This window comes from Pseudomonas sp. LS.1a, assembly GCF_022533585.1.
Classification (GTDB): Bacteria; Pseudomonadota; Gammaproteobacteria; order Pseudomonadales; family Pseudomonadaceae; genus Aquipseudomonas.
The window spans coordinates 2,029,308-2,053,608 of sequence record NZ_CP092827.1; the positions used below are offsets into that span (position 1 = coordinate 2,029,308).

Consider the following 24,301-nt stretch of genomic DNA (forward strand, 5'->3'; position numbering starts at 1 on the left):
CCTACATGAGCGCTATAACCATTACCGACGCCGCCCATGACTACCTGGCCGATCTGCTCTCCAAGCAGAATACGCCTGGCATCGGCATTCGCATTTTCATCACCCAGCCGGGCACCCAGTACGCCGAAACCTGCATTGCCTACTGCAAGCCGGGCGAAGAGAAGCCTGACGATACCGCCGTGGGTCTGAAGAGCTTCACCGCTTACCTGGACGCGGTCAGCGTACCGTTCCTGGAAGACGCACTGGTCGACTACGCCACCGACCGCATGGGTGGCCAGCTGACCATCAAGGCGCCGAATGCCAAGGTGCCGATGGTCAATGAAGACAGCCCGATCAACGAGCGCATCAACTATTACCTGCAGACCGAGATCAACCCTGGCCTGGCCAGCCACGGCGGCCAGGTGAGCCTGGTGGATGTGGTCGATGATGGCATTGCCGTGCTGCAGTTCGGTGGTGGTTGCCAGGGTTGCGGCCAGGCTGACGTGACCTTGAAGGAAGGTATCGAGCGCACCCTGCTCGAGCGTATTCCCGAGCTGAAGGGCGTGCGTGACGTGACTGACCACAGCCAGAAAGAGAACGCCTACTACTGAGGCTGACGCGCTCCTACAGGGATCGCGTTGAACCCACTTCCTTAGCAACAAAGTGTTACTGTTTCAATCCCTGCGACAACAGGCCGCAGCCCGTATTCAAAGGGCTGCAGCCGATCCTCGCCTTCGTCGGGTAGAACCCCTCGGGGTGTCGTGCCAGAATGCCCCGGTTTTTCGACCGGCCCGTCCCGAGGGCCGGCACCTTCCCTGTAAAGGATGGTTTCATGAATGATCTGTATACCCGGCGCGCAGTTGTCGCCGGGATGGGCGTTCTCGGGCTTGGCCTGCTGGCAGGCTGCAGCCCGGCCCGGGGGCTCGAGTTCAAGCACGGCAAGAACATGAGCAACGAAATCCTTGGGCGCAAGTTCAGCCTCAAGGATACCCAAGGCAATGTGCGCACCCTGTCGAGTTTCTACGGCAGCATGCCGATGATCTTCTTCGGTTTCACCCAGTGCCCGGCGGTGTGCCCGACTACCCTGGCGCGCGCGGCGCAAATCCGCCAGCTGCTGCGCGGCCGCGATCGCGACCTGTTCCAGGTGGTGCTGATTACCCTGGACCCGGAGCGCGACACCCCCGAAGTGCTCGATGCCTACGTCAAGGCGTTCGACCCGTCGTTCACCGCGCTGACCGGCACCCCCGAGGAGATCGCTGCGGTGGCCAAGGAATTCAAGGTGTTCTACGAGAAAGTCCCGGCCGGTGATACCTATACCGTCTCTCACTCGTCCACCAGCTACGTCTACGATACGCGTGGCACCCTGCGCCTGAGCCTGGGCCATTCCCTGACTGCAAAGGAATGCGCCGAAGACCTGGTCACCCTGATGGAGATCTGCTGAATGTCGATACAACCGATCAAGCACGGCCTGGCTGCCCTGGTCCTGATGGGCCTGGCGCTGCCGGCCCTGGCCCAGACCACCGTGAGCGATGCCTGGGTCCGTGCGACTGTGCCGCACCAGCAGTCCACCGGTGCCTTCATGATCCTGACCGCCAGCAGCGACAGCAAACTGGTGGCCGTGGCTTCGCCCGTGGCCAAGACCGTGCAGGTGCACGAGATGACCATGAATGGCGACGTGATGGGCATGCGTGAGGTCAAGGCGGTCGAGTTGCCAGCCGGCAAGGCGGTGACCCTCGACCCGAATAGCCTGCATGTGATGCTGATGGGCCTGAACAACCAGGTGAAGGAAGGCGACAAAGTGCCGCTGACCCTGACCATCGAGGATGCCAAGGGGGCCAAGGAAACCCTGGACGTGCAGGCCGACGTGCGTGCGCTCAACGCCGAGGCGGGCGGTGGGCATGATCACATGCACATGAAGCACTGACAGGCTGAACCCTTCAGGGCGCTTTGCGCCCTGTGGGAGCGGGCCCATATTTCAATCAGCTGCGAAACCTGGGCAGCGGCCTGTCGAGGGTCAGCGAGGTCAAGGTCTTGCGGACCTGGGCCTCGTCGGCCTCCAGGGCCTTGAGACTTGCGCGGATCTTGCCGGCGGCGGGCACGTCGCCCTGCCGGTCGATCCAGTCGGCTATCTCCTTGCAGGCACTGCTCAGGCAGGCCTGGCGCTGGTTCATCAGCGACAGGAGGGTGGTGAGCTCTCTTTCGGACATGGCAGGATCCTCCATTCAGCCTTGTCAGTGTAGCAGTGGCTGGCCGGCCTGCCTGAGGCCGGCTGTCGCAGTTCAGCCCTGCAGGCAGGCGCTGCGATAGGCCCCTGGCGTCACCCCGTAGGCCTGCTTGAACTGCCGGCTCAAATGGCTCTGGTCGGCAAAGCCCAGGTCGAACGCCACCTCCGAGGCCGCCCAGCCACGCTTGAGCATTTCCCGCGCACGGGCCAGGCGCCGCTGCTTCAGCCAGGCATGCGGCGGCAGGCCAGTGGCCTGGCGGAATACCCGGGCAAAATGGAACGGCGACAGGTTGACCGCCGCCGCCAGGGTTTCGAGCGAGGGCGGGTCGGCCAGCTGGCTTTCCAGCAGTTCGCGGGCGCGGGCCACGGCCAGCGGTTCGTGGCCGGGGGCCGCAGGTTCGGCGCATTGCCCGTGGCGCTGCACCAGGGCCAGCACTGCCTGGCGCCAGGCGGTCTGTTGCTGCAGGGCGCTGGCGCCTGCTTCGGACAGCTGGTGCAACTGGCTGAAGGCGCTGGCCAGGGCCGGGTCGTTGATCACGCTGTCCTTGAAGCGGGGCATGCCGTGGCGGCCCAGTTCCAGTTCGTCGAGCACCCCGGTTACCCGCTCGTGCTCCGGGTAGAAGCCGCGGTAGCGCCAGCCCGCTTCGTGGGCGGTAGCGCCGGTGTGCAGCTCGTCGGGGTTGATCAGCACCATGCTGCCGACCGGCGCCAGGTGCTCGCTACCGCGATGCCAGAAGCGCTGGGCGCCCGACTCGATCACGGTGAACACATAGCCTTCATGCACATGCGGGGCGAACCGCTGCTGGAAGTAGCGCGCGTGCAGCATTTCGACGTCGCCAAGTGCCGGCGCCTGCCAGAGGTGTGTCTGCTCGCGCAGGGGCGTGCTCATGCCAGCCAGCTGCGCAGGAGGAAGAAGATCAACATGCTCACCAGCATGCTCAGCAACACGCTGCGGGTCAACAGCACCAGGGCGATGGCCACCAGTGAACCCAGCAAGTAGGGGTTGAGCAGGCTCAGGTTCAGCTGGTGGTCGGGCATGAAGATGATAGGGCCACAGATGGCGGTGAGCATGCCCGGCACGGCAAAACCGAGGAACTGCCGGGCGTTGGAGCTCAGGCGCATGGGCAGGCGCGGCTCCAGGAACGCATAGCGGTTGAGGAATACGATGGCACCCATGGCGAAAATCAGGATCCAGGTCATGCGCGGGCTCCGGCAAATTTCTGGCAGATGAAGCCGGCGCTCATGCCCAGCAGGCCTGCGGCCACCAGGGCGGTCTCCCAGTGCCAGTAGCTGAACAGCACCGAGCAGAATAGCGACACGGCTACGCACACCACTGTGGCCAGGTTGCGTACCAGCGGGGCGATCAGGGCGACGAAGGTGGCGACGATGGAGAAGTCCAGGCCGAACTGGTCCAGGTGTGGAATGTTCTGGCCTAACAGGATGCCGGCCAGAGTGAACAGGTTCCAGGCGACATAGAAGGTCAGGCCCACCCCCAGGGCGTACCAGCGGTTGAACTGCTGCTGGTCGTACTGGCTGGTCAGGGCGAAGAACTCGTCGGTCAGCAGGAAGCCCAGGCCCAGCCTCCAGCGCAGCGGCTGGCTGGACAGTACCGGGCGCATCGACAGACCGTACAACAGGTGCTGCGAGGTCAGCAGCAGCGTGGTCAACAGGATCGACGCCAGGTTGGCGCCGCCCTTGAGCATGCCGATGGCCACCAGTTGCGCGGCACCGGCGAAGACGATGGCCGACAGCCCTTGCCCTTGCCAGGCACTGAGGCTGGCCTCGATGGCCATGGAACCGGCCAGCAGGCCCCAGGGCGCGACGGCCAGGGACAACGGGAGAATGGCGATGGCGCCGTGGAGGAAGGCTTGGCGAGCGATGTGGGGCATGGTGGCTGCAGTGCGTGTACGTGGTAGGCCAGCATGCCAGACGGGGCGGGGGATGGCTTGAACGATCTTGCTGGTCTCCACCTTGTGGGAGCAACTGTCTTGCTCAAGATTTCAAGGCGCACGCGGTCACTGTGGGAGCGGGCTTGCCCGCGAACACCGGCGAAGCCGGTGCCATGCACCACGTTGGATTCTTCGCGGCTAAAGCCGCTCCCACAGGGTGCGCGGACTGCTTGCCATTTCAGTTCTCTACGCGACAGCGCAGCCCTAAGGGCTGGGCCATCTCCCACAAAGGATCGCGACGGGTGAGGGTCAGGGACGGCTGGTCAGGTGCTGCTGCGCCGTCACGCAGCCGTTGGTATCCACGGCCTTCTGCAGCAGGCTCTGGCGGTGCTGCGGGTCGAGGTCGCCGAGCAGGCGGTATACCTCGGCCTGATAGTCCCGTTGGCGCCCCCATAGCATTTCCAGGCCTTGTGGCCGGCTGCGGTTGCAGGCCAGGCGCGTGGCCGGTTGCGGGTAGTAGGGGGCGTACACGGTGGCCATGCTGGGGATGGCCTCCAGTGCAGTGCGGTACTCGCTGCTGACGTTGTAGGGCGGGCACCAGGTGGCGATGGCCGGCGCCGGTGCGGCAAAGCCCTGTTTGAGGCTGGCTTCGAGCAGCGGGCAGGCGGCATCAGGGATTTGCGCGGCGGGCAGGTAGGTCATGTAGTACAGCGCCAGGCGGTACTGTGCGACCGGGTGGCCCAGCGCCACGGACTTTTTCAGCAAGGCGACCGCTGTCGGCAGGGTGTGGGCCATGGCCTGGCCCTGGCGGCTAAGCTCCGGGTCGTCACCCACGGCCGTGCGCAGCGTGCTGGCGCTGTCATCCTGGCTGTCGGCCTGCTCCAGCAGGGGCAAGGCCTGACGGTAGAGCAGGTCGGCATGAGGGTCGATGCGCACTTCCAGCGCGTGTGCGGCCAGCGGCATCAGAGCGAGCAGCAGGGGGGGCAGGCGAAGCATGCAGCTCACAGGCAAGCCTCACAGGGTGCCAGGCACTGATGATGGATGGCTTCGATGTTCATGGCGGTCAAGCGTGCGCCTCGGGCAGATCGGAACGACGGCATATTCTAGCCACCCAATGGGCCTGGCCGGAAGACCACCCGGCAACTGTCAGACGAGCTTGATCGGCGTGACCTTGCGCTGGGCATGTTTTTCCTGGGCCAGGCCAAGCTTGGCAGTTATGACCTTTGCCAGGGCATTGTTGCCCAGGTCATTCAGGTGCAGGCGGTCGATGAACAAGTCGGCCCCGAACACCGGCGAGCTGCTGAGCATGCAGTTCATGTCGTAGCAGGGGACCGGGTCGGCCTGGCTCTTGATGCGGCGGAAGAAGGCCGAGTGCAACTGGCTGTCGAACGCGCCGTCCAGCAGCCGGTCGAAATTCGCCGGTTTTCGCTGCAGCGCATCCAGCATGGCCTGCTCGCCAGCGGGCAGGCTATCCCGACACCAGGGCAGCAACGGCTGCAGGATGAAGGTGAGGGTGGAATGGCTGTCTGCCAGCAGTCGTTCCCATTGGCGCAAGGTCCGGCCAATGTTGTCGGCGGCACGAGCCAGGCGCTTTTCCGGGGGCGACAGTGGCCAGGTGGCAGGTGGTGCGACCGGGGGCGCGGCCAAGGCCTGGCCGATACGCTGCCACAGCGATTGCCGGCGCGGAGCCGCCATGGGCTGCATGCCTTCGCTGAAACTGTTGAGAAAGTCCTGGTAAGCCTTGGCGTGCTGTGGACCGTTCAGGCTGGCGAGGACTTCGCAGAGGGCTTCATGGGCCAGGCTGTTGAGGCCGCTGAGCACCACCACGTGGCCGAGCTGGCCAAGGCGGTGCTGATGGGTGAGGAACATCAGCAGCTCCTGGCTGGCATTGAGCCCACAGCCGGCCAGGCTCAGCCAGACTTCGCCGGTGAGCATCGACAGGTGCGAGGCCACTGTGTGTTCGTCGGAGCTGGCGCCGATGCCCAGGGCGGTGGAGCCGCCGACCAGCAGGTTGATGCGCGCGGCACCACCGCGCTCGGCCGCCGAGAAGCGCTTGCCGGCGCAGTGGCTGTAGCGCAGGCCCAGGGCGTCGGTGTTGATGGTGCCGGAACGGTAGCCGGTTTCGTGCACATGCACGGTGTGCGGTGCACGCCGGCTGCCCAGCAGCAGAAAGCGCTGGTAGTCCTGTTGCAACGGCGAAGGCGACGGGCTCGTGTCACTCGCGGTCATGATCTCTCCCTCATGTTGCAGCGGGCACTTTGCATCACAATCAGGCCGCCAGTTCCTTGAGGTTGTACAGCAGGCCGCCGGCGGCGATCAGCAGCAGGGCGACGCCCGAGGCCAGGCTGATCATGCGGTTGCTGCGTTGCGAGGCGATCTTGCCGATGGCGAAGATGTAAAGGCTGAGCACAGCAAAATCGATGGCCACCCACAGCAGCGACAACACCACCATGCTCTTGCCGAACGACTCGGTGATCTGGATGAACTGCGGGAAGAAGGCGATGAAGAAGATGATGTCTTTCGGGTTGGAAATGCCCACCATGAAGCCTTGCAACAGCCCGCTGCGCTCTGGCTTGGCGAGTTCGCCCGGCGCCTCGGTCGCAGGCGCCTGCAGGGCGTCCCTCAGGGTGCCCACGGCGGTGTAGCCGATGAACAGGCAGCCGAGCAGGCTCATGGCGCTGAGCCAGGCCTTGTCGATGGCGGCGCTGGTGAGGATGATCCAGGCCGCGGCGCCGATCAGCACCAGTGATGCCCAATTGGTGCCAATGGCGGTGAACATGGCTCTGCGCGAGCCGGAGGCGGCTGCGGTATTGATGATAAGCGCCACTACCGGGCCGGGTGTGGCGATCAGTAGCAGGACGGTAAGGGCATAGGTGGCAGTGAGTGCGGTATTCACGGTCAGTTCTCGATCAGTATTTCAGGTGTTGCCGGGTGTACGGCATGGGCGTGGAACGGGCAGCGGGACGGGTTGAGCGACCCGGCCTCCTGCAGTTGGTATTGCTTCCACTCGAAATTGTCGGCATCGCCGAAAAAGCCAAGGGTGTCGGGCATGACACCGTCGTTGTAATGGTGTACGCGCTCGCGGATGCGTTCACGGATACGTTTGCCACTTTCGGTATTGGCATTGGCCACTTCGTCGAAGTTCGCCCGCGGGTTGATGACGAAGGTAATGTGTGGCCCCAGGTTGCGGCTTTTCATCTGTTGGTGGCCGGGGAAATTCATGTTGATGAACAGCGGCATGCCGGCAAAGCAGAACGACCACGTGCTGTCGTCGGGGTCGGTCGGGATGCCGTGTGGCCAAGGCTGCGGGTCGCGCGCATGCACGCCACGCAACACCTTCCAGGCCAGTGCCTGTTGCTCGGCGAGGGTGCAGTTGGCAGCGGTTTCCAGAAACACGACCAGCGGGCTGCCGATACGCTGCTTGGGTTGGATTGGAGCGACGGTGCGCACGTAGTCGGCCAGGCCCAGGGCGATGTCATCGGCCAGCTGCCCGGCGCGGGCGAAGAGGATGTGGCAGGTTGCGCCGTTTACTGCCTTGCGGCCGAACAGGCAGGGGAATTCGGGGTTGGCGAGGGTGCTGCGAAAATGCTCTACGGCATTGTAGGTCCAGTGTCGCGTGTTCCCGACATGTTCGGCGGCCAGCTCTAGCGCATCCAGGCGATAGCAAGTTCCATAACCCGTAAGCATGATTTCCCCAGGCGTTAATTTAGATGAACGTTCCAGTCACATGCAGGCAGGATCTTGGTTATGTTTGTTATTTACCGGCATTTTCCAAGACGCCCTTGACGTTGTAAAACGCGTGGAACTATGACCTACTATTAGTCTTACTCATGCTCGGGGCTTCGCCATGTCGGAAAGGATTCAGGCTTTGCACGCGCTGCGTGCCTTCGAGGTGGCCTCTCGCTATGGCTCGTTTACCCGTGCCGCGGAAGAGCTGGCCCTGACCCAGGGCGCCGTCAGTCACCACATCAAGACCCTCGAAGCCATGTTCGGCTGCGATCTGTTCGAACGCCGCGGGCCGAAACTGGCCCTGACCGAGCACGGTCGCCTGCTGGCGCAGGAACTCAAGGTTGGCTTCAAGATCATCGAAAACGCCTGCGCCCTGCTGCGCCAGGACCGCTACGGCCTGCGTCTGAAGGCGCCGTCCACGCTCACCGTGCGCTGGCTGCTGCGGGCGCTGGATGCGTTCAAGAAGGTCGAGGACAACTGCAGCGTGCAGCTGTCCAGCGTGTGGATGGACATCGACAGCGTGGACTTCTATTCCGAGCCCTACGACTGTGCAATCCTCCTTGCCAACGGGCGTTTTCCCGCCGATATCGAGAGTTTCAAACTGTTCGATGAATGGCTGATCCCGGTGTGCCACCCGGACTACATGACCCAGGCACAGCCGGCCCTGGCCGACCTGGCCCAGTGCGAGTTCCTGCACCCGTCCCCCGACCGCCGTGACTGGCGGCGCTGGCTGGCTCGCATGGACGCGCTGGACATCAGTATCGACCACGGGCAAGTGTTCGATACCCTCGACCAGGGCATCTCGGCCGCCCAGCAAGGCCTGGGTATTTCGGTGGTCGACCTGGTGCTGGCCAGTGCCGACCTGGCGGCCGGGCGCCTGGTCACGCCGTTCAGGCATGCGGTGGCTACGGGTGACGGCTATTACATGACCTGGCTCAAGGCCAGCCCCAAGGCACGGCAGATGCACAAGCTGCGCGAATTCCTGCTTGGCCAGGTGCCGCCGCTGGTCTGCAAGGACATCAATTACCTGTACGGTTGAACACGCGCTCGAGCATGAAGTCGATGAACACCCGCAATTTCGGCGGCATCTGCCGCCCGGACGGCCATAGCAGGTAGAAGCTACCGCGCCGTTCCATGAAGTCGTCGAGCACGCTGACCAGCGCGCCGTTGGCCAGTTCGCGGCGTACGGTGAAATCCGGCAGGCAGGTGATGCCGCGGTGGTTGACGGCAAAGCAGACGCGCGTCTCGACATGGTTGCAGACCATCGAGATGGGGATGTCGTAGCCCTGCTCGGGGTGCTCCTGGCGCAGCGGCCAGGTTTCCAGCTTGCCACTGCTGGGGAAGCGGTAATGCAGGCAGGTATGTGCCGCCAGGTCGCGCGGGTGCAGCGGCGTGCCGCGTTCGCGCAGGTACTCGGGCGAAGCCACCAGGCAGTGCTGGAAGTGCCCCAGGAACTTGGCGTTGAGCCGCGAGTCCACCGGCTGCCCACCCCGCATCACCACATCGAAGCCTTCGCCGACGATATCCACCATGCGGTCGGAAAAATCCAGGTCCAGCTCCACCTGCGGGTAGCGCGCCATGAACTCGGCCAGCGCCGGCATCACCAGCCCGGTGACCTGCGGCATGCTCACCCGCAGGCGACCGCTCGGGGTCGCGCTGGCTTGGGAGAGCGCCTGCTCGGTGGCCTCGATCTCGGCCAGGATGCGCCGGCTGCGCTCAAGGAACAACGTGCCTTCGGCGGTGAGGGTGATGCTGCGCGTGCTGCGGTGGAACAGGCGCACCCCCAGGCGGCTTTCGAGGCGCGCCACACGTTTGCCCACGGCCGAGGCACTGATGCCCAGCGATTGGCCGGCAGCGACGAAACTGCGGGTTTCGGCGACACGGTTGAAGACCACGAAGCCGCTGAGGCTGTCCATGCCGTATTCCTGATTGCGGACATTGATGTCCTGGATGAACGGCATTGTAACCGCCTTTTTCCGTAATGGCCTCGGCTTGCAGACTGTCCGCCTCGTTTCTCATTCAAGGCATCTGCAATGTCCCAGACATCCTCCGCACCGCTGCTGGTCGCCAACAGTGAACGCTTGCCCCTCAGTGGGCTGCTGGCGCTGGCCATGACCGGCTTTATCGCCATCCTCAGCGAAACCCTGCCGGCCGGCCTGCTCGACCAGATCGCCGATGGCATGCACATCAGCCAAGCCATGGCCGGGCAATGGGTCACGGCGTATGCCCTGGGCTCGTTGCTGACCGCCATCCCGTTGGTGACCCTGACCCAGGGCTGGTACCGCCGCCGCGCGCTGCTGCTGGCGATCGTCGGTTTCGTGCTGTTCAACGGGCTGACTGCCTTGTCCACTTCCAACGCTGTGACCCTGGTGCTGCGTTTTTGCACTGGCGCCGCGGCCGGGTTGGCCTGGGGGTTGATTGCCGGCCATGCGCGGCGCATGGTGCCGGTGGCGTTGCAGGGCCGGGCCATGGCCGTGGCGATGCTCGGCCAGCCCATCGCCTTGTCGCTCGGGCTGCCGATCGCCACCTGGCTGGGGGCGGGGTTGGGGTGGCGCGCCACTTTCGTGGTGGTCACGCTGGCGGCGCTGCTGCTGGTGGCCTGGGTACTGCGGTCGGTGCCGGACTACCCGGGGCTCGCCACCGGCAAGCGGCCTGCGGCCCTGCAGGTGTTGCGCACGCCGGGGGTGGTGATCGTGCTGTTGGTGATCCTCAGCTGGATCCTTGGCCACAATGTGCTCTACACCTACATCGTGCCGCTGCTGGCGGCGGCCGGCATGGCTGCCGACATCGGCCTGGTACTGATGGTGTTCGGCCTTGCGGCCCTGGCCGGGATTGGCCTGGTGGGGCTGCTGGTCGACCGTTATCTGCGTTCCCTGGTGCTGCTGAGCCTGGCCGGTTTCGCCCTGGCGACGCTGGTGTTGGGGCAGGCGTCGTCGTGGGCGATGTACCTGAGCATCGCCTTGTGGGGCGTGACCTACGGCGGTGCGCCAACCCTGCTGCAGACCGCCTGCGCCGATGCGGCGGGCGAGGGTGGTGATGTGGCGCAGTCGATGCTGGTCACGGTGTGGAACAGCGCCATCGCCCTGGGCGGGATCATTGGCGGGTTGTTGCTGAGCGGGGCAGGGGTGGAGTGGTTTGGTGGGGTGGTGTTGGGGTTGATCGCGCTGGCCTGGCTGCTGGCGTGGGCTGGGCGGCGCAGTGGGTTCGTGGCGGGAGCCCGCTAGACGGGCTACTGAAATTGCAGGCAATCCGCGTACCCTGTGGGAGCGGCTTTAGCCGCGAAGAATCCAACGCGGTGCCAGCCATCGAATTGGACTGTTCGCGGGCATGCCCGCTCCCACAGGTGCCGCGTCGCGCTTACCCATTGGAGTCATCTGCGTAACAGCACACCCGACGGGCTGGATGTTCTTCTGGAAAAATGCGCTGCAACGGAGCATCGGCGGTAGAATCGCCGCAATCAGCACAACAAACGATTCAGAGGTCGACGCGGTGGAGTTGCAGCAGGGCTTTGTCCTGACCCGGCATTGGCATGACACGCCCGAAGGCACCTGCGTGGAATTCTGGCTGGCCACCGATCAGGGGCCACGGCAGTTGCGCCTGGCGCCACAGGTATCGGTGGCTTTCATTCCCCAGGCGCAGGAAGCGCACGCACGGGTGCTGCTGGCCAACGAACCCGGTGTCGAGCTGCGGCCACTGCAGCTGAAGGACTTTGACCAGCGCCCGGTGCTGGGCCTGTACTGCCGCCAGCACCGGCAACTGATGCAGTTGGAGCAACGCCTTCGTACAGCCGGTATCGAGGTGTTCGAGGCCGATATCCGTCCGCCCGAGCGCTACCTGATGGAGCGCTTCATCACTGCCCCGGTGCAGTTCACCGGCCAGCCGGATGCCCAGGGCGTGCTCTGCGATGCCCAGCTCAAACCCCTGCCGGGTTATCGCCCGCCGCTGCGCCTGGTGTCGCTGGATATCGAGACCAGCGAGCGGGGTGAGCTGTACAGCATTGCCCTGGAAGGCTGTGGCCAGCGCCAGGTGTACATGCTCGGCCCGGTCAATGGCACGGCTGATGGACTTGACTTCGACTTGCACTACTGCGCCGACCGCGCCGAGATGCTGGCCTGCCTCAATCAGTGGATGGCCACGCATGACCCGGATGCAATCATCGGCTGGAACCTGGTCCAGTTCGACCTGCGCCTGCTGCATGAGCACGCCAAGCTGCTGCAGGTACCACTGGCACTGGGGCGCAATGGCGCGCCCATGACCTTGCGCAGCCATACCAGTGGCGGCCACCTGTTCGCCGATGCCCCGGGGCGGCTGCTGATCGACGGCATCGAGGCGCTGCGCTCGGCGACCTGGAGCTTCCCGTCGTTCAGCCTCGAAAGTGTCGCGCAAACCCTGCTCGGTGAAGGCAAGGCCATCGACACACCTTACCAGCGCATGGACGAAATCAACCGCCGCTTTGCCGAGGACAAACCGGCCCTGGCGCGCTACAACCTCAAGGACTGCGAGCTGGTGACGCGCATTTTCGCCCACACCCGCCTGCTCGAATTCCTTCTTGAGCGTTCATCGGTCACCGGCCTTGCCGCGGACCGCAGCGGTGGTTCGGTGGCCGCGTTCTGCCACTTGTACATCCCGCAGATGCACCGCCTGGGCTTCGTCGCCCCCAACCTGGGCAGCCGCCCCGACGAAGCCAGCCCCGGTGGCTTCGTCATGGATTCGCGCCCGGGCCTGTACGACTCGGTATTGGTGCTGGACTACAAAAGCCTTTACCCGTCGATCATTCGTACCTTCCTGATTGACCCGGTGGGGCTGGTCGAAGGCCTGCGCCAGCCCGATGACGAGCATTCGGTGGAAGGCTTCCGGGGTGGGCGCTTTTCGCGCAGCGAGCATTGCCTGCCGGCCATCGTCGAGCGCGTATGGCAGGGCCGGGAAGCCGCCAAGCGCGAGGGTAACGCGCCGCTGTCGCAGGCGCTGAAGATCATCATGAATGCCTTCTACGGGGTGCTGGGCTCGAGCGGCTGCCGTTTCTTCGACCCGCGCCTGGCTTCGTCGATCACCATGCGCGGCCACCAGATCATGCGCCAGACTCGCGCGTTGATCGAAGCCAAGGGCTATGAGGTGATCTACGGAGATACCGACTCCACCTTCGTCTGGCTCAAGGGCGCCCATGGCGAGGAGGCTGCGGCACGCATCGGCCGCGAGCTGGTGACCCAGGTCAACCAGTGGTGGGCCGAACACCTGCGCCAACAGATGAACCTGGAAAGCGCGCTGGAGCTGCAGTTCGAGGTGCATTACCGGCGCTTCCTGATGCCCACCATCCGTGGCGCGGACGAAGGCAGCAAGAAGCGCTACGCCGGGCTGGTGCTGCGGGCCGATGGCAACGAGGAGATGGTCTACAAGGGCCTGGAGTCGGTGCGTACCGACTGGTCGCCGCTGGCCCGGCAGTTCCAGCAACAGCTGTATGCGCGGATCTTCCGTGGGCAGCCGTACCGCGACTACGTGCGTGACTATGTGCGGCAGACGCTGGCCGGTGAACTGGACGAGTTGCTGGTGTACCGCAAGCGCTTGCGCCGGCCGCTGGCCGACTATCAACGCAACGTGCCCCCACATGTGCGCGCTGCGCGCCTGGCAGATGACTACAACAGCCGCCTGGGCAGGCCAAAGCAGTACCAGCGCGGCGGCTGGATCAGCTACCTGATGACCACCGCGGGCCCCGAGCCGCTGGAGAACCCGCAGGCGCCCATCGATTACGATCATTACCTGAGCCGCCAGCTGCAGCCGGTGGCCGATGCCATCCTGCCGTTCGTGGGGGATGATTTTGCTGCGCTGACCGATCGCCAGCTCCTGTTGTTCTGACGCGGTGGTACCTGGCTAGCACTCGCTGGCCAGTGGCAGCCACTAGTTTCGCACCTCCGTTTACCCTGGAGGCGCGACATGCAGAACCGTCTGAATCCGACCCAAGCATTGCCCACCACCCTGGACCTGGAGCGAGGCTTCCAGGACGGCATCCTTGCCCGCCGCTTGCCGGCCTGGCTGAGCGGGCTGCATCTGGCAAGCCCGGACAGTGCGCCGCAGCCGCCTTCTTCGGTAACAGCAGAACAACTGACGACGCTGCTGCAGGCCCTGCAAGACAGTTTCGACTGCCGCCAGCGCCTGCAGCGCCAACTGGCGCCGGTGCAAGGCATTCACGCGTTCTGCAAGCCGCTGCTGCAGCGGGCGTTGCAGGAGAAACTGCATTCCCTGCACGACCCCGATACGTTGTACTACCGCCATACCTACTTCACCCTTTCGCCTGATCCCGAACTGGCCACGGGCCGCCTGGCGCAGCAGGAAAAAGACTACTACGACATCGCGCTTGTCGATGCTGCGCTGGCCAATTTCACCGAGGATGAAGCGAGCCCGGGCACCCTGCCGCGCAGCGACTGCCTGGTGGACGCAGTGGGTGTGGCGGTGCCGGGGGTGAGCGCTCCGGCGTTGGCCAAAGTGTGCCGCCAGCTGGACCTGGGTGAGCGCTACCAGGAGCACCTGGACACCGTCCTGTACCCGCCCGCCAAGGGCACCGAGGGCCTGCAAGCCACGCTCAAGGCACAGTTGGTGTCGAACATGCAGGTGGATGCCTTCAAGGCAATGACCGAGGCAGCCCTGACCCATGCAGAACTGGCCCTGATCCTGGGGTTGTGCAGCAGCGGCGAGCCTGGCAGGTTCGAGGGTGACCCGGTCGCCGCCAGGCATCTGCATGCCTTTGGGTGCACGCTGGAGCAGATCATCGTGCTGCATGTCACCCGCACGACGCTGGGTTTTACCAGCACCAGGCGCGTGCTGGTGTATCTGCCCGGCGACCCGGTCAGCCCCTGGTGTGTTGCGCCAGACCTCGACACCTTTGTCCGCAGGATCTTGGGTAAACGCCTTGCCGACCCTCAGTATCAGGGTTTCTTCAGGCGTTTCGTGCGCCTGCGTGATCAGGCCGGATTTTTCGCCCGGGTTATCAGCGAGCTAGCGGATGTGACCGAAGCCGCTTCGCGGGATATGGAACAGCACCTGGTTGACTGTGCATTGCCCTTGTTCGACCGCCAGGCACAGGCACGCATCGATGTGATCAAGGATGATGCGGCATTCATCGCGGTACCGGTACGCATGATCGACAGCGGCGTGCAGCAGGCGCAGCGTGAACGTCTGGAGGCCGGCGCCTGGGCTGCGGCAGGGGTAGCGGGGCTGTTCGTGCCGGTCATTGGCGCGGTGATGGCGGCAGCCATGGCCTGGGACATGCTCAAGGACGCATTCCATGCGGTGGAAAGCTGGCGGGAGGGCGATACCCATGCCGCGGTCGAGCACCTGCTGAACATCGCCAGGACGGTCATCACGGTGGGTATCGCGTCTGTGCTGGCCGGCGCGGTGGTGCGTAGGACCGACCTGGTCGAGCAACTGGTCACGGCGCGCCTCGAGGATGGCAGCGAAAAGCTCTGGCGCTTCGACCTGGCCCCTTTTCGCACCGAGCCGCCAGCGCTGCAAGCGCAGCCCGATGCCGAGGGAGTGTATCGCCTGGGCGAGCGTTGCTGGGTGAACATACAGGGTTACTTCTACGAAGTGGTACAGGGCGACGACGAGCAATGGCGCATGCTGCCCAGGCAAGGCCACGGCCCACGGTTGCGTCACAACGGCGCCGGTGCCTGGCGGGTATGGTGCGAGCAGCCGGTGGAGTGGCATGACACGCACGCCATGTTCCGGCGCCTGGGCGGTGAGTTCAGGCAACTGGAAGACGACCAGATCGATCACGTGCTGGCCATTCACGGGATGGAACCGGACGACTTGCGCGGCTTGCATGTGTGCGGCCAGGCAGCGGATGCCTGCCTGCTGGACACCGTCAGCCGGGTCAGGCTGGCGAACCGCATCAAGCTCCTGGTCAGCCAGCTGCGCGCAGGCGGGGCGGTGGCCGATACGGCACTGCTTGCCCGGGCACGGCGCTGGCAGAGTACAGAGGATGTGGCGAATGACGAGCTGGCCGATTACCTGTGGAACCGTCGCCGTTCGTTGCTGGGGCAGTTGTACTACGAACAGTACCCGGTGACCGGCGATACGCAGGCGTTACAGCGCGATTTTGCCAGCCTGCACCGGCTTGCGGCGGAGCAGCTGCTGGGCACGGCAAGCCCGGACGACCTGTTGATCTCGGCTGCGGTACTGGTCAAGCGCATCCGCTGCATCCGTGTACACGAAGCCCTGTTTTTCGATACGCCGCAGACCCTGGACCTTGCGCGCTTCGCCCTGGGCATGCTCGACCGCATGCCTGGCATGGACATCGGCCCACGCTGGCAATTGTTCGACGGTGACGCCGGTACGCCGCTGTTCAGCACCCGTGGGGGCGGGCGGCAGTTGCAGCTCAGGTACCGGGACGGCCTGTTCCATCTCAGCGATGACCAGAGGCCGTTGGGCACAGCGGGTGAGTTGTTCCAGCAGATAGCCAGCGGCTATACCCGTGAGCAGCGCGCGGCACTGGCCATTGGCAAACCGTTCGCCTTGCAGCTACGCAGCGAGCTGGCGCGGCGGGTGGCGCAACAGCGGGAAGTGATCGCCGGAGTGCTAGGCATCAGGCCCTCGAATGGCGCTGTGTTCATGCCGCAACGCCTGGCCAACGGCCGCATCGGCTACCCGTTGAGTGGCTGGCGCCAGTGCCTGGGCCTGGACCGGGCCGTAGTCAGGAACCTGGCCGCCGAGCTGCGTGACCTTTACCCGGGCTTCGACGATGACGAAGTCGAGCATTGGCTGGAACGGTTGCGGGCGTCGCAACGTGACCCTGCGACGGAGCTGGCCGAGCTGAAGCAACAGTTGGGCACGTTGCGCCAGACGCTGAAGAGCTGGCAGGTGGGTACGGTCAAAGCCTGGGCCTGGAAGGCGCGTCGAGAGTTCGCCCGAGGCCTCGTTGACTGCTGGCGCTACCTGGTGCCCAGACAACTGGGGGCTGTAGAGGCAGACCGCGGTTATTTGCTGAGTTGCTACCGCAGTGACCTGGATGCGCTGCCGGCTATCCCGGCGACGGTCAGCTTCGCGCATGTGTCGGACCTGGCATTACGGTCACTGCAGATACACACCGTGCCAGACACGTTTCTGCACGCCTTCTCCACGTTGAGCACCCTGAACATCACCAATTGCCGACTGCGTACGCTGGCGTTGCCCCAGGCCATGGCCGAACGCCTGCAGGTGCTGGACCTGTCGAACAACCAGATCGGGCCTGAGGGCGGCATGCCGGCCCTGCTGCAGGCCTGCCGCTCGCTGGTGTACCTCAACCTGTCCCACAACCCGTTGCGCAGTGCGCTGTCAGTGGCGGACATGCCCCGGCTCAATGCCTTGATGCTGCGGGGGGCGCAGTTGACGCAGATGCCCGCCGGGGTCATGGAGGCACCGCACCTTCATACGCTGGACGTGAGCCACAATGCGATCCGCACCTTGCCCTACGGGTTCTATCGCTCGGACTTGTGGCACGCGGGGCGGGTCTGGCTTGCAGGCAACCCCTTGCTGCGTGACCAGGATACCTGGCACGAGGTTCTCGAAGACCAGGTGCCGACGATGCTGCGCTGGACCGACCTGGTGCAGCCCGCTGAACGAGATCGCATGGCTGATATCTGGAGCAAGCTCAATGGCCAGGAGGCATCGAGAGACTTCTTTCACCTGCTGCAGCGCTTGACTGGTTCGGCCGATTTCCAGCAGGAATTCCTGGCCCGCTACCTGGCACTCAGGGTGCTGCGCATGCTGGTGTCCATGAGCGAACAGCCGCTGTTGTGCACGGAACTGTACGCGCATGCGCTGACCGAGCACTGCCAGGACAACGCAACCTTGCGCTTCAGCGACTTGGAAGTACGTGTGCGCAAATGGAAAGCACTGCACGGCAGCAAGGCCGACGACCCGGAGCGGGCGCTGTTGCACCTGGGCGGGCAATGCTGGCGGCTGGATACCCTCGACCAGGTGGGTGGCTTGCACGCCGTGCGTGCTGGCCGGCCTGAGGAGTCGCTGGAGTTCGCACTGGCCTACCGGCTGGCGCTGGCCGACGAGCTGGACCTGCCTGTCGAGCACGACGAAATGCTCAACCCCGGCGTTGCCAACCTGTCGCGGCAGGATATCGACGCCGCCGCGCAGCTGGTGCGGGTTGCCCAGTCCAGGGACGCGCTGGTCGATTACCTGTCGACCACAGCGTTCTGGAAGGAGTACCTGACTCGCGTCTTCGCGACGCGCTTGAGTACGCCGCATTTCTTTCATGCCGAACTGGAAGCGCTGGTCGAGCGCAACGCCGCGCAAGTGGATATCGATCGGCTTCAGGACCGCGTACAGCAGTGGGAACTCAATGTGACCAGGCAACTGACACGGGAGGCGCTGGGCCGCCACCTGGCGGCTGTGATGATACCCGTGGCTGCGCCCAGGTAGCGGTGCCTGGGCGGTTGCCCTTGCCGGTGAAGCGGGTAGTAATCCGCTAGGCACCTGGGTGTCTCGCCCGCCGATAGCCTTGCGTTTTTTCAGCACGCGGAGGCGGCATCATGGGTACCCTGCAAGCCACACACGACCTGCTCGAACAAGCCGAGCAGGACGCCATCATCGCCAAGCGCTTGCCCGGCTGGATGCGCCCGGGCAACCCCGAGCACATGAGGGTCCTGTGCCAGGCATTGAGGGGCAGCCTGGACTGCCGATACCGCTTGCAGGCCTTGTTGCAGCAGATTGTACCAATCGACCGCTTCGCCACGCCCTTGCTGAAACAGGCACTGCAAGCCCGCTACGGCCTGAAACAGGACCTTGATCATTTGTGGATGCGCGCGGCATTTGAAAAACCACTGAGCACCTATGCGCCGATTCGCGTGCCTTTGACCGAGCGGGTCTATTACCAGATTCCCCTGCTCGAGGCTGCGTTGCACGGCTTTACCGCTGCCGAGGCCAAGGCCGGTGGCCAGGCGCCGGACTGTGGCCTCTACGAGGCCGACGGCATGCCACTGGAGGCTCCCAGCGCCATGGCCTTTGCCAGCCTGGTACGCGAGCTGGACCTGGGCCAGCGTTACCAGCAGCATCTGGACAGCCACCTGGCAACTCCGCAGAGCAAGGCGTTGTTGGCCGACAGCGTGCGCCACGGCATGTTGATCGATGCCATGCAGGCTCGCCACGCGGGTGTGCTCGACGCAGCAGAGCTCGAGTTGCTGGTCAAACTGTGGCGTGACGGTTGGTTATCCCAGCTCGATGACACTCGAGTGCTGGGCAAGCGCCTCGAAGTGCTGGGTTGCCCGCTGCAGCAGATCGTGGTGCTCGACGTTCGCGATGAGACCTTTGCCCCGCTGCACACCAGTACCAGACGCGTGCTGGTGTATATCCCGGGTGACCCCCAAGGCGCGTGGAGCGCCCATGACGATTTGCAGCAATTTGCCCAGCGCGTGCTGGGGCAGCGCTTGCGCATGGTCACATACCGGCAGTTTTTCGCTCGCTTCGTGCGGGCGCGTGACAGCCAGGCGTTTTTTTCGCGCATCGGGGCGGGCTACGATGACCTGACGAAATGGGCCAACATCGACCTTGATGAGCGCATGCACCCTATAGGGGCTTATGTGTTCAAACACCTCGCGGCACTGCGTGTTGCCCAGGTCAAGGATGATGCGCAAGTGTTCGCGCCATCTGTAGCGAAGCTGGACCGGGAGGTCCAGCAGGCGCACGCGCAGCGCCTGGCGGCGTTGGGGTTGACCGCCCTGAGTGCTGCCAGTCTTTACCTGCCTGCACTGGGAACCGTGCTGCTGGCCATGCTTGCCTGGAAATGGCTGGATGACGTGTTTCAGTCGGTGGCGGCGTGGCAGGAAGGGGAGGTTCGTGAAGCACTGGACCATGTCACCGAGGTGGCCATCGACCTGGCCGTGATCGCTGCCACAGGCACCGCGCTGGGCGGGGCGCGGCGCCTGTGGCAGCGCTCGCTGCGGGTCGACAGCATGCCCCAGGCGCGCCTGGAGGACGGTGCCGTGTGTTTATGGGACGGTGACCTGGCAGCCTTTCGTGGCGAGGCGCCGCCTGCCGATGCGCTGAGTGATGCGCAAGGCGTTTGGCGCCAGGGTGAGCGGGCCTGGGTGGCCATCGATGAGCACTTCTACCGGGTGGTGCAGCGCAGTACCGATGGCTGCTGGCAATTGCTGCCGCGCCATGGCCACGGGCCGCTGCTGGTGCACAATGGTGCCGGCGCCTGGAGGCTCTGGTACGAACAGCCGTTGCAGTGGGATGCGCCTCGCTACCTGTTCAGGCGCCTGGGCGGCCAACTGGCGCAGTTGCAGGACGAACAGGTTGACGAAGTGCTGGGCATCCATGGCCTGGGCAGCGACCAGCTAAGAGCCTGGCATGTACTGGGACGGGCGCCGGAGCCGGGGGTAGTCGACAGCGCCCAGCGGGTGCTGATCGACCAGCGCATTCGTACGCTGGTGGCCCGTTTGCGGTCAGGGCAGCAACCCGAAGACAGTGTGGTGCTGGCGCAGCTCGAAGGCCTCGAAGGGGCCGCTGGCCTTTCCGGGCAAGCCCTGGCGGACCTGGCCTGGGCCCAGCGGCGGCGGTTGTTCGAGCAGGTTTATCAGGCCGAAGCCCAGGTGTCGGCAGGCAACCCCGACATCACGGCACTGCGGCGTGTGTTCCCCGGCCTTCATTGGCGTGCCGCTCAGGCGCTGCTGGCCAGGGCCAGTGCAGCGGACCGTGAGCGCTTGCAACTGACCGGGCGTATCCCGTTACGCCTGGGCGAGGCCGCCAGGCAGCGACTGACTGACGTGCGCAAGGTTCGGGTGTTCGAAGCGCTGCACTGGGACACCCCGCAAAACCTCGACCTTGCCCGCGTTGTGCTGGCGATGCTCGAGCACTTGCCGGCGGCCAGCGGTGGGATACGCTGGCGGCTGTTCAATGGCGGGGAGCGCGCTGCGCCGGTGGCCACGATGCAGGCGGGTAGCCCGGTCTGCGACCTGGCTTTCGAGGACGGGCTGTTCCAGCGTATCGGCCCGCAAGGGCTGGCCGTTGGTGAGGCGGGCGAGCTGTTCGAGGTCATCAGCCATGCCTATGGCGATGACCTGCGCGCAGCCCTGCAGGTGTCCGAGCCTTTTGCCCATAACCTGCGGGTGCTGCTCACGCGCCAGGCCCTGGCCAGGCGTCAGGCTGTCGAGCAACTGCTCAGCCCTTCGCGTACGTCGGGGCTGCACCTACCCACCCGGCTGGCGGACGGCCGCATCGGTTATCCCTTGAGCGGGCGTCTTCCGGGCGGCTCGCCGAGTGCGTATCGACCCGGGCCGATCCTGCGCCGCGTGCGTTACCTGTACCCGACCTTCACCGATGAGCAGGTGTTTGCCTGGGTAGAGCGGGCACGCAATTCGGTCCTGGGGCTGGAGCGCACGTTGCAGCAGTACGAACAGGCCTTCGACGCACTCACTACCCAGCTGCGGCGCTGGGTTCATGCAGCCCCCGACACCGCCGAGCGAGAGAACAGGCGCAGGTTGCGACGTGCATTGCGCTGCTGCTGGCAACAGATGCTCGAGGAGGGGGCGCACGAGGTGGGGCCTGGTACGGTCTACCGTTGGGACATGACTGAAATGCGCACCAGTAACCTGCCGGCGTTTTCCGAGCAGGTGGTGTTTGCCCATGTGCATGTGCTGACGCTGCAGAACATGCAGCTTGAGGATGTGCCCGAGAGTTTCTTGCGCGCATTCCCGAATATCCGTGGCCTGGAGATGCCCAATAACCGGCTCGCCCGAATCCCGCACGCGCTGCTGGGCATGCCCAACCTGCAGCGTCTGAGCCTGCAGCGAAACCGCATCCGCCTGGATGCCGGGCAAGCCACCATTCTTGCCAGCTGCCCCAACCTGGTGTCCGTCGATTTGTCGCATAACCCTCTGGGTCGACCGTTTTCGTTGAGTGGGCTGCCGCGCCTGCGCGAGCTGCGGCTTGCCGACACAGGCATACGGGATGTCCCTTATGGTCTCCTCCAAAGCACCTCCTTGAGGGTGGTGGACTTTCGCGACAACCTGATAACCACCATGCCGGAGGGTTTCTATGATTCCCGGCTGTGGATGGAGCACGAAGTGCGCCTTAGAGGTAACCCCTTTAGCGAGCCCGAAGCCCAACGGTTGCATGCAGTGTTGCTTGCCGCAATGGCCGATGGGGGCGCGGCGGCGGTGCCCGCGCGGTTGCGCTGGATGGATGCTGCCGGGGTCAGCTTGCGTACCGAGCTCGGTGCCCATTGGGAGGCGCTGGAAGCCATGCCTGATGCCACGCAGTTCTTCAACCTGCTTGAACGCTTGATGGAGACCGAAGACTTCCAGCATCTGACCGGGGCACGTTACCTGGCTGGCCGGGTGCTGGAACTGCTGCGTGCCATGAGAGAGTCGGACGAGCTTCGCGACCTGATGTTCAATGACGCCGAGCAGTTGACCTGCCAGGACAGCGTGGCCCTGCGTTTCAGCGACCTGGAGCTGCGTTTGCTGGCGTGGCGGGCCCGTACTCAGGCGGCGGCGGGCGGGCAGGAGCAAGCACTGCTGCGGCTCGGTCGGCAAATGTGGCGGCTGGATGAGGTCGATCAGTTTGCCCAGCAGGATGTGCTTGCGCGTGAGTTCGAAGGGCGAGGCACAGACCCGATCGACATAGTGCTGGCTTATCGCCTGGGCCTGCGCGAGCAACTTGAGCTCCCGGTTCTGACCAGTGGCATGACGTTTCGTACGCTTGCCCAGGTAGGGGCAGCGCAATTGGCGCAGGCGCGGAACTGGGTGCTGGCCAATGAAACCGGGGAGCGGCTTGCCAGTTCATTGATCGTGCGCGATTTCTGGCAAGCTCACCTGCGCGCTGCCCATGCAGCGCGGTTCGAGTTGCTCGACGCCCCCTTCCACGAGCGCCTGGAGGCGTTGCAGGGCAATTTCACCCTGCCCGAGGCGGAGCGTTTGACCGAAATCAATCGGGTGGCCAGCGAGCGGCAGGCGGCGGAACGCGAACTGATGATGACGCTGACGCTCGATGCGCTGGACGGGCAGGCAGAACAGGCGGCGACTTGAAGTCGTCGGTGCCGGCACGGGCAGTGGTATGGCGATGAACTATGCTGATTATCGGGCATCGACGGCGTGCTTGAGCGCCGCATGTGCCTGGGGGAAATGCCAGGTTACCTTTGCATACGCACGTGCCGGCTCGGTTGGTTTAGGCTCGCTTGTAGGATCTTTCTCCCTGATCTGTAGTCTTTGGTTTATCGAGAGAATAAGGAGATACGCATGCTCGTCCGGTCACTGACCCTCGCCACCTTGCTCGCATTTGTCGGCCCCGTATTTGCCGCCGACAGTGACGCGCCGCTGGCCAAGGAACTGGGCAAGGCCAGGCCCTTGGTCGTCATTGCGCCCAGTAGCGCCGACCCGACGTTGCGTGGGTTGAACGAAGCCCTCAAGGACCCGGCCACCCAGGCCGCCTTCAAAGAGCGCAACCTGGTGGTCTACAGCGTCGCCAACATGATGGGCAAGCGTGAGGACAAGAACCTCGAGCAGCAGACCACCATGGCCCTGATCCGCGAGTTGAAGCTGGGTGCCAGCAAAGGCACCAAGGTGATCCTGGTGGGCAAGGACGGTGAGCGGCACATGCTCAAGGACGACGAGAGTGGCGAGGTTATCGACCCGCAGGTGATTCTCAAGGCGGTCGATGACCTGCCCGCCAGCGAAAAAGCCGTGACGGCGCCCGAGCCTGTGGCCGCGGCGGTACCGGAAACCAAAGCCAAGGCCAAGGACAGCAAGCCCGCCAAACCGGCCGCGCCGCCCAAACCGCTGGAAGACTGACCCGGCACAACGGCCCCGGCGCACCTCGGGGCCGTTGTGTATCCCACTGTATCTGCTCACGCCGCAGACCCATTCCCATACAAAACCGCACCCCGTGCGATACATCCACGACATACCGCAACGGCCTAATGGCTCCACATTCCAACCACAGTGGAGCAACACCATGACTCAAGTACGAAACACCCTCGGCCTGCTCGGCGCTGCCCTGATCGGCAGCATGGCTTTGAGCAGCAGCGCCTTTGCCGTCGAGCCGTTGGCCCAGGGTTACCAGCTGGCTTCGGCCAAGGTGGCCGGCGAGGGCAAGTGTGGTGAAGGCAAATGTGGTGGCAGCGCCAAGGCCACCCAGGGCGAAGGCAAATGTGGTGAGGGCAAGTGCGGCGCCAGCGCCAAGGCCGGTGCCGAGGGCAAGTGTGGCGAGGGCAAGTGTGGTGATGCCTCGTTCGCCAAGACCGACAGCAACCACGACGGCAAGGTCTCGCGCGACGAGTTCCTGGTGGTGGCCAAGGATCGTGCCGGCGACTTCGACAAGATCGACCGCAACCATGATGGCTTCATCTCCGAGCAGGAAGCCGCGGATCACCTCAAGGCGATCTACCAGGCTAATGGCAAGGCCATGCCCGAAGGCTTGTTCAGCCACCTGACCGGCAAGCCCTGACCTTCTGCCCCACGAACCGCGCAACGCCCCTCCTGCTGGTCAGGCGGGGCGT

Annotated in this window: 19 protein-coding genes; 10 read left to right on the forward strand and 9 right to left on the reverse strand. The window is 64.6% G+C overall.

The features are described 5' to 3' along the window. Window positions 1–5 precede the first annotated feature (5 nt). The 3 genes from nfuA (at window position 6) to MKK04_RS09345 (ending at window position 1,903) form a co-directional block, all read left to right on the forward strand. Window positions 6–590, forward strand: coding sequence for a Fe-S biogenesis protein NfuA (nfuA, locus tag MKK04_RS09335; protein ID WP_003250416.1), 585 nt, complete (start codon window positions 6–8; stop codon window positions 588–590). A 221-nt stretch (window positions 591–811) separates the two neighbouring features. Beyond that, on the forward strand, window positions 812–1,420 hold the full coding sequence (locus MKK04_RS09340; protein WP_063914066.1) for an SCO family protein: 609 nt from the start codon (window positions 812–814) through the stop codon (window positions 1,418–1,420). Further along, window positions 1,421–1,903, forward strand: a complete 483-nt coding sequence (locus MKK04_RS09345; RefSeq protein ID WP_233687900.1) for a copper chaperone PCu(A)C — start codon at window positions 1,421–1,423, stop codon at window positions 1,901–1,903. 55 nt (window positions 1,904–1,958) lie between these two features. Here the strand turns inward: MKK04_RS09345 and MKK04_RS09350 are convergent, their stop codons facing one another. From MKK04_RS09350 to MKK04_RS09385, 8 genes are all read right to left on the reverse strand, one after another. After that, a complete protein-coding gene (locus MKK04_RS09350) occupies window positions 1,959–2,186 on the reverse strand; it encodes a hypothetical protein (RefSeq protein ID WP_003250422.1) in 228 nt (75 codons plus the stop codon). Window positions 2,187–2,258: 72 nt separating this feature from the next. Then, entirely contained in the window at window positions 2,259–3,092 is an 834-nt protein-coding gene (locus MKK04_RS09355) for an AraC family transcriptional regulator (RefSeq protein WP_207837419.1), read from the reverse strand. Then, the gene (locus tag MKK04_RS09360; protein ID WP_207837417.1) at window positions 3,089–3,403 is read right to left on the reverse strand and encodes an AzlD domain-containing protein; all 315 of its coding nucleotides are present in this window, start codon (window positions 3,401–3,403) and stop codon (window positions 3,089–3,091) included. Before MKK04_RS09360 ends, MKK04_RS09355 begins: the two co-directional genes overlap by 4 nt. Further along, window positions 3,400–4,092: an AzlC family ABC transporter permease gene (locus tag MKK04_RS09365; RefSeq protein ID WP_241106483.1), complete on the reverse strand. Its 693-nt coding sequence runs from the start codon at window positions 4,090–4,092 to the stop codon at window positions 3,400–3,402. The genes MKK04_RS09360 and MKK04_RS09365 overlap by 4 nt, the downstream gene beginning before the upstream one ends. 309 nt (window positions 4,093–4,401) lie before the next feature. After that, the gene (locus tag MKK04_RS09370; RefSeq protein WP_207837413.1) at window positions 4,402–5,097 is read right to left on the reverse strand and encodes a sel1 repeat family protein; all 696 of its coding nucleotides are present in this window, start codon (window positions 5,095–5,097) and stop codon (window positions 4,402–4,404) included. 141 nt (window positions 5,098–5,238) lie between these two features. Then, a complete protein-coding gene (locus MKK04_RS09375; RefSeq protein WP_233694267.1) occupies window positions 5,239–6,321 on the reverse strand; it encodes a hypothetical protein in 1,083 nt (360 codons plus the stop codon). 40 nt (window positions 6,322–6,361) lie between these two features. Further along, complete coding sequence (locus MKK04_RS09380; RefSeq protein ID WP_207837408.1) at window positions 6,362–6,988, reverse strand: LysE family translocator; 627 nt, start codon at window positions 6,986–6,988, stop codon at window positions 6,362–6,364. A gap of 2 nt (window positions 6,989–6,990) precedes the next feature. Beyond that, window positions 6,991–7,779, reverse strand: coding sequence for a YqcI/YcgG family protein (locus MKK04_RS09385; protein ID WP_207837405.1), 789 nt, complete (start codon window positions 7,777–7,779; stop codon window positions 6,991–6,993). 160 nt (window positions 7,780–7,939) lie between these two features. Here MKK04_RS09385 and MKK04_RS09390 point away from each other — a divergent pair, with 160 nt between their 5' ends. Further along, window positions 7,940–8,860, forward strand: a complete 921-nt coding sequence (locus MKK04_RS09390; protein WP_207837402.1) for a LysR substrate-binding domain-containing protein — start codon at window positions 7,940–7,942, stop codon at window positions 8,858–8,860. Here the strand turns inward: MKK04_RS09390 and MKK04_RS09395 are convergent. Beyond that, the gene (locus tag MKK04_RS09395; RefSeq protein WP_207837440.1) at window positions 8,841–9,737 is read right to left on the reverse strand and encodes a LysR family transcriptional regulator; all 897 of its coding nucleotides are present in this window, start codon (window positions 9,735–9,737) and stop codon (window positions 8,841–8,843) included. The two genes, MKK04_RS09390 and MKK04_RS09395, sit on opposite strands and share 20 nt — an antisense overlap. A gap of 117 nt (window positions 9,738–9,854) precedes the next feature. On the opposite strand from MKK04_RS09395, the gene MKK04_RS09400 reads away from it, so the two are divergent. The 6 genes from MKK04_RS09400 (at window position 9,855) to MKK04_RS09425 (ending at window position 24,249) form a co-directional block, all read left to right on the forward strand. Next, window positions 9,855–11,045 carry an MFS transporter gene (locus MKK04_RS09400; RefSeq protein WP_241106484.1) on the forward strand — a complete coding sequence of 397 codons (1,191 nt, stop codon included), beginning with the start codon at window positions 9,855–9,857 and terminating at the stop codon, window positions 11,043–11,045. 265 nt (window positions 11,046–11,310) lie between these two features. After that, complete coding sequence (locus tag MKK04_RS09405) at window positions 11,311–13,671, forward strand: DNA polymerase II (protein ID WP_241106796.1); 2,361 nt, start codon at window positions 11,311–11,313, stop codon at window positions 13,669–13,671. A gap of 78 nt (window positions 13,672–13,749) precedes the next feature. Next, complete coding sequence (locus tag MKK04_RS09410; RefSeq protein ID WP_241106485.1) at window positions 13,750–18,225, forward strand: NEL-type E3 ubiquitin ligase domain-containing protein; 4,476 nt, start codon at window positions 13,750–13,752, stop codon at window positions 18,223–18,225. Between the two features lie 110 nt (window positions 18,226–18,335). Beyond that, on the forward strand, window positions 18,336–22,832 hold the full coding sequence (locus tag MKK04_RS09415; protein ID WP_241106486.1) for an NEL-type E3 ubiquitin ligase domain-containing protein: 4,497 nt from the start codon (window positions 18,336–18,338) through the stop codon (window positions 22,830–22,832). A 210-nt stretch (window positions 22,833–23,042) separates the two neighbouring features. Then, window positions 23,043–23,594, forward strand: coding sequence for a DUF4174 domain-containing protein (locus MKK04_RS09420; protein WP_207837393.1), 552 nt, complete (start codon window positions 23,043–23,045; stop codon window positions 23,592–23,594). A 163-nt stretch (window positions 23,595–23,757) separates the two neighbouring features. Next, on the forward strand, window positions 23,758–24,249 hold the full coding sequence (locus MKK04_RS09425) for an HvfA family oxazolone/thioamide-modified RiPP metallophore (RefSeq protein WP_207837390.1): 492 nt from the start codon (window positions 23,758–23,760) through the stop codon (window positions 24,247–24,249). The last annotated feature ends 52 nt before the right edge of the window (window positions 24,250–24,301 follow it).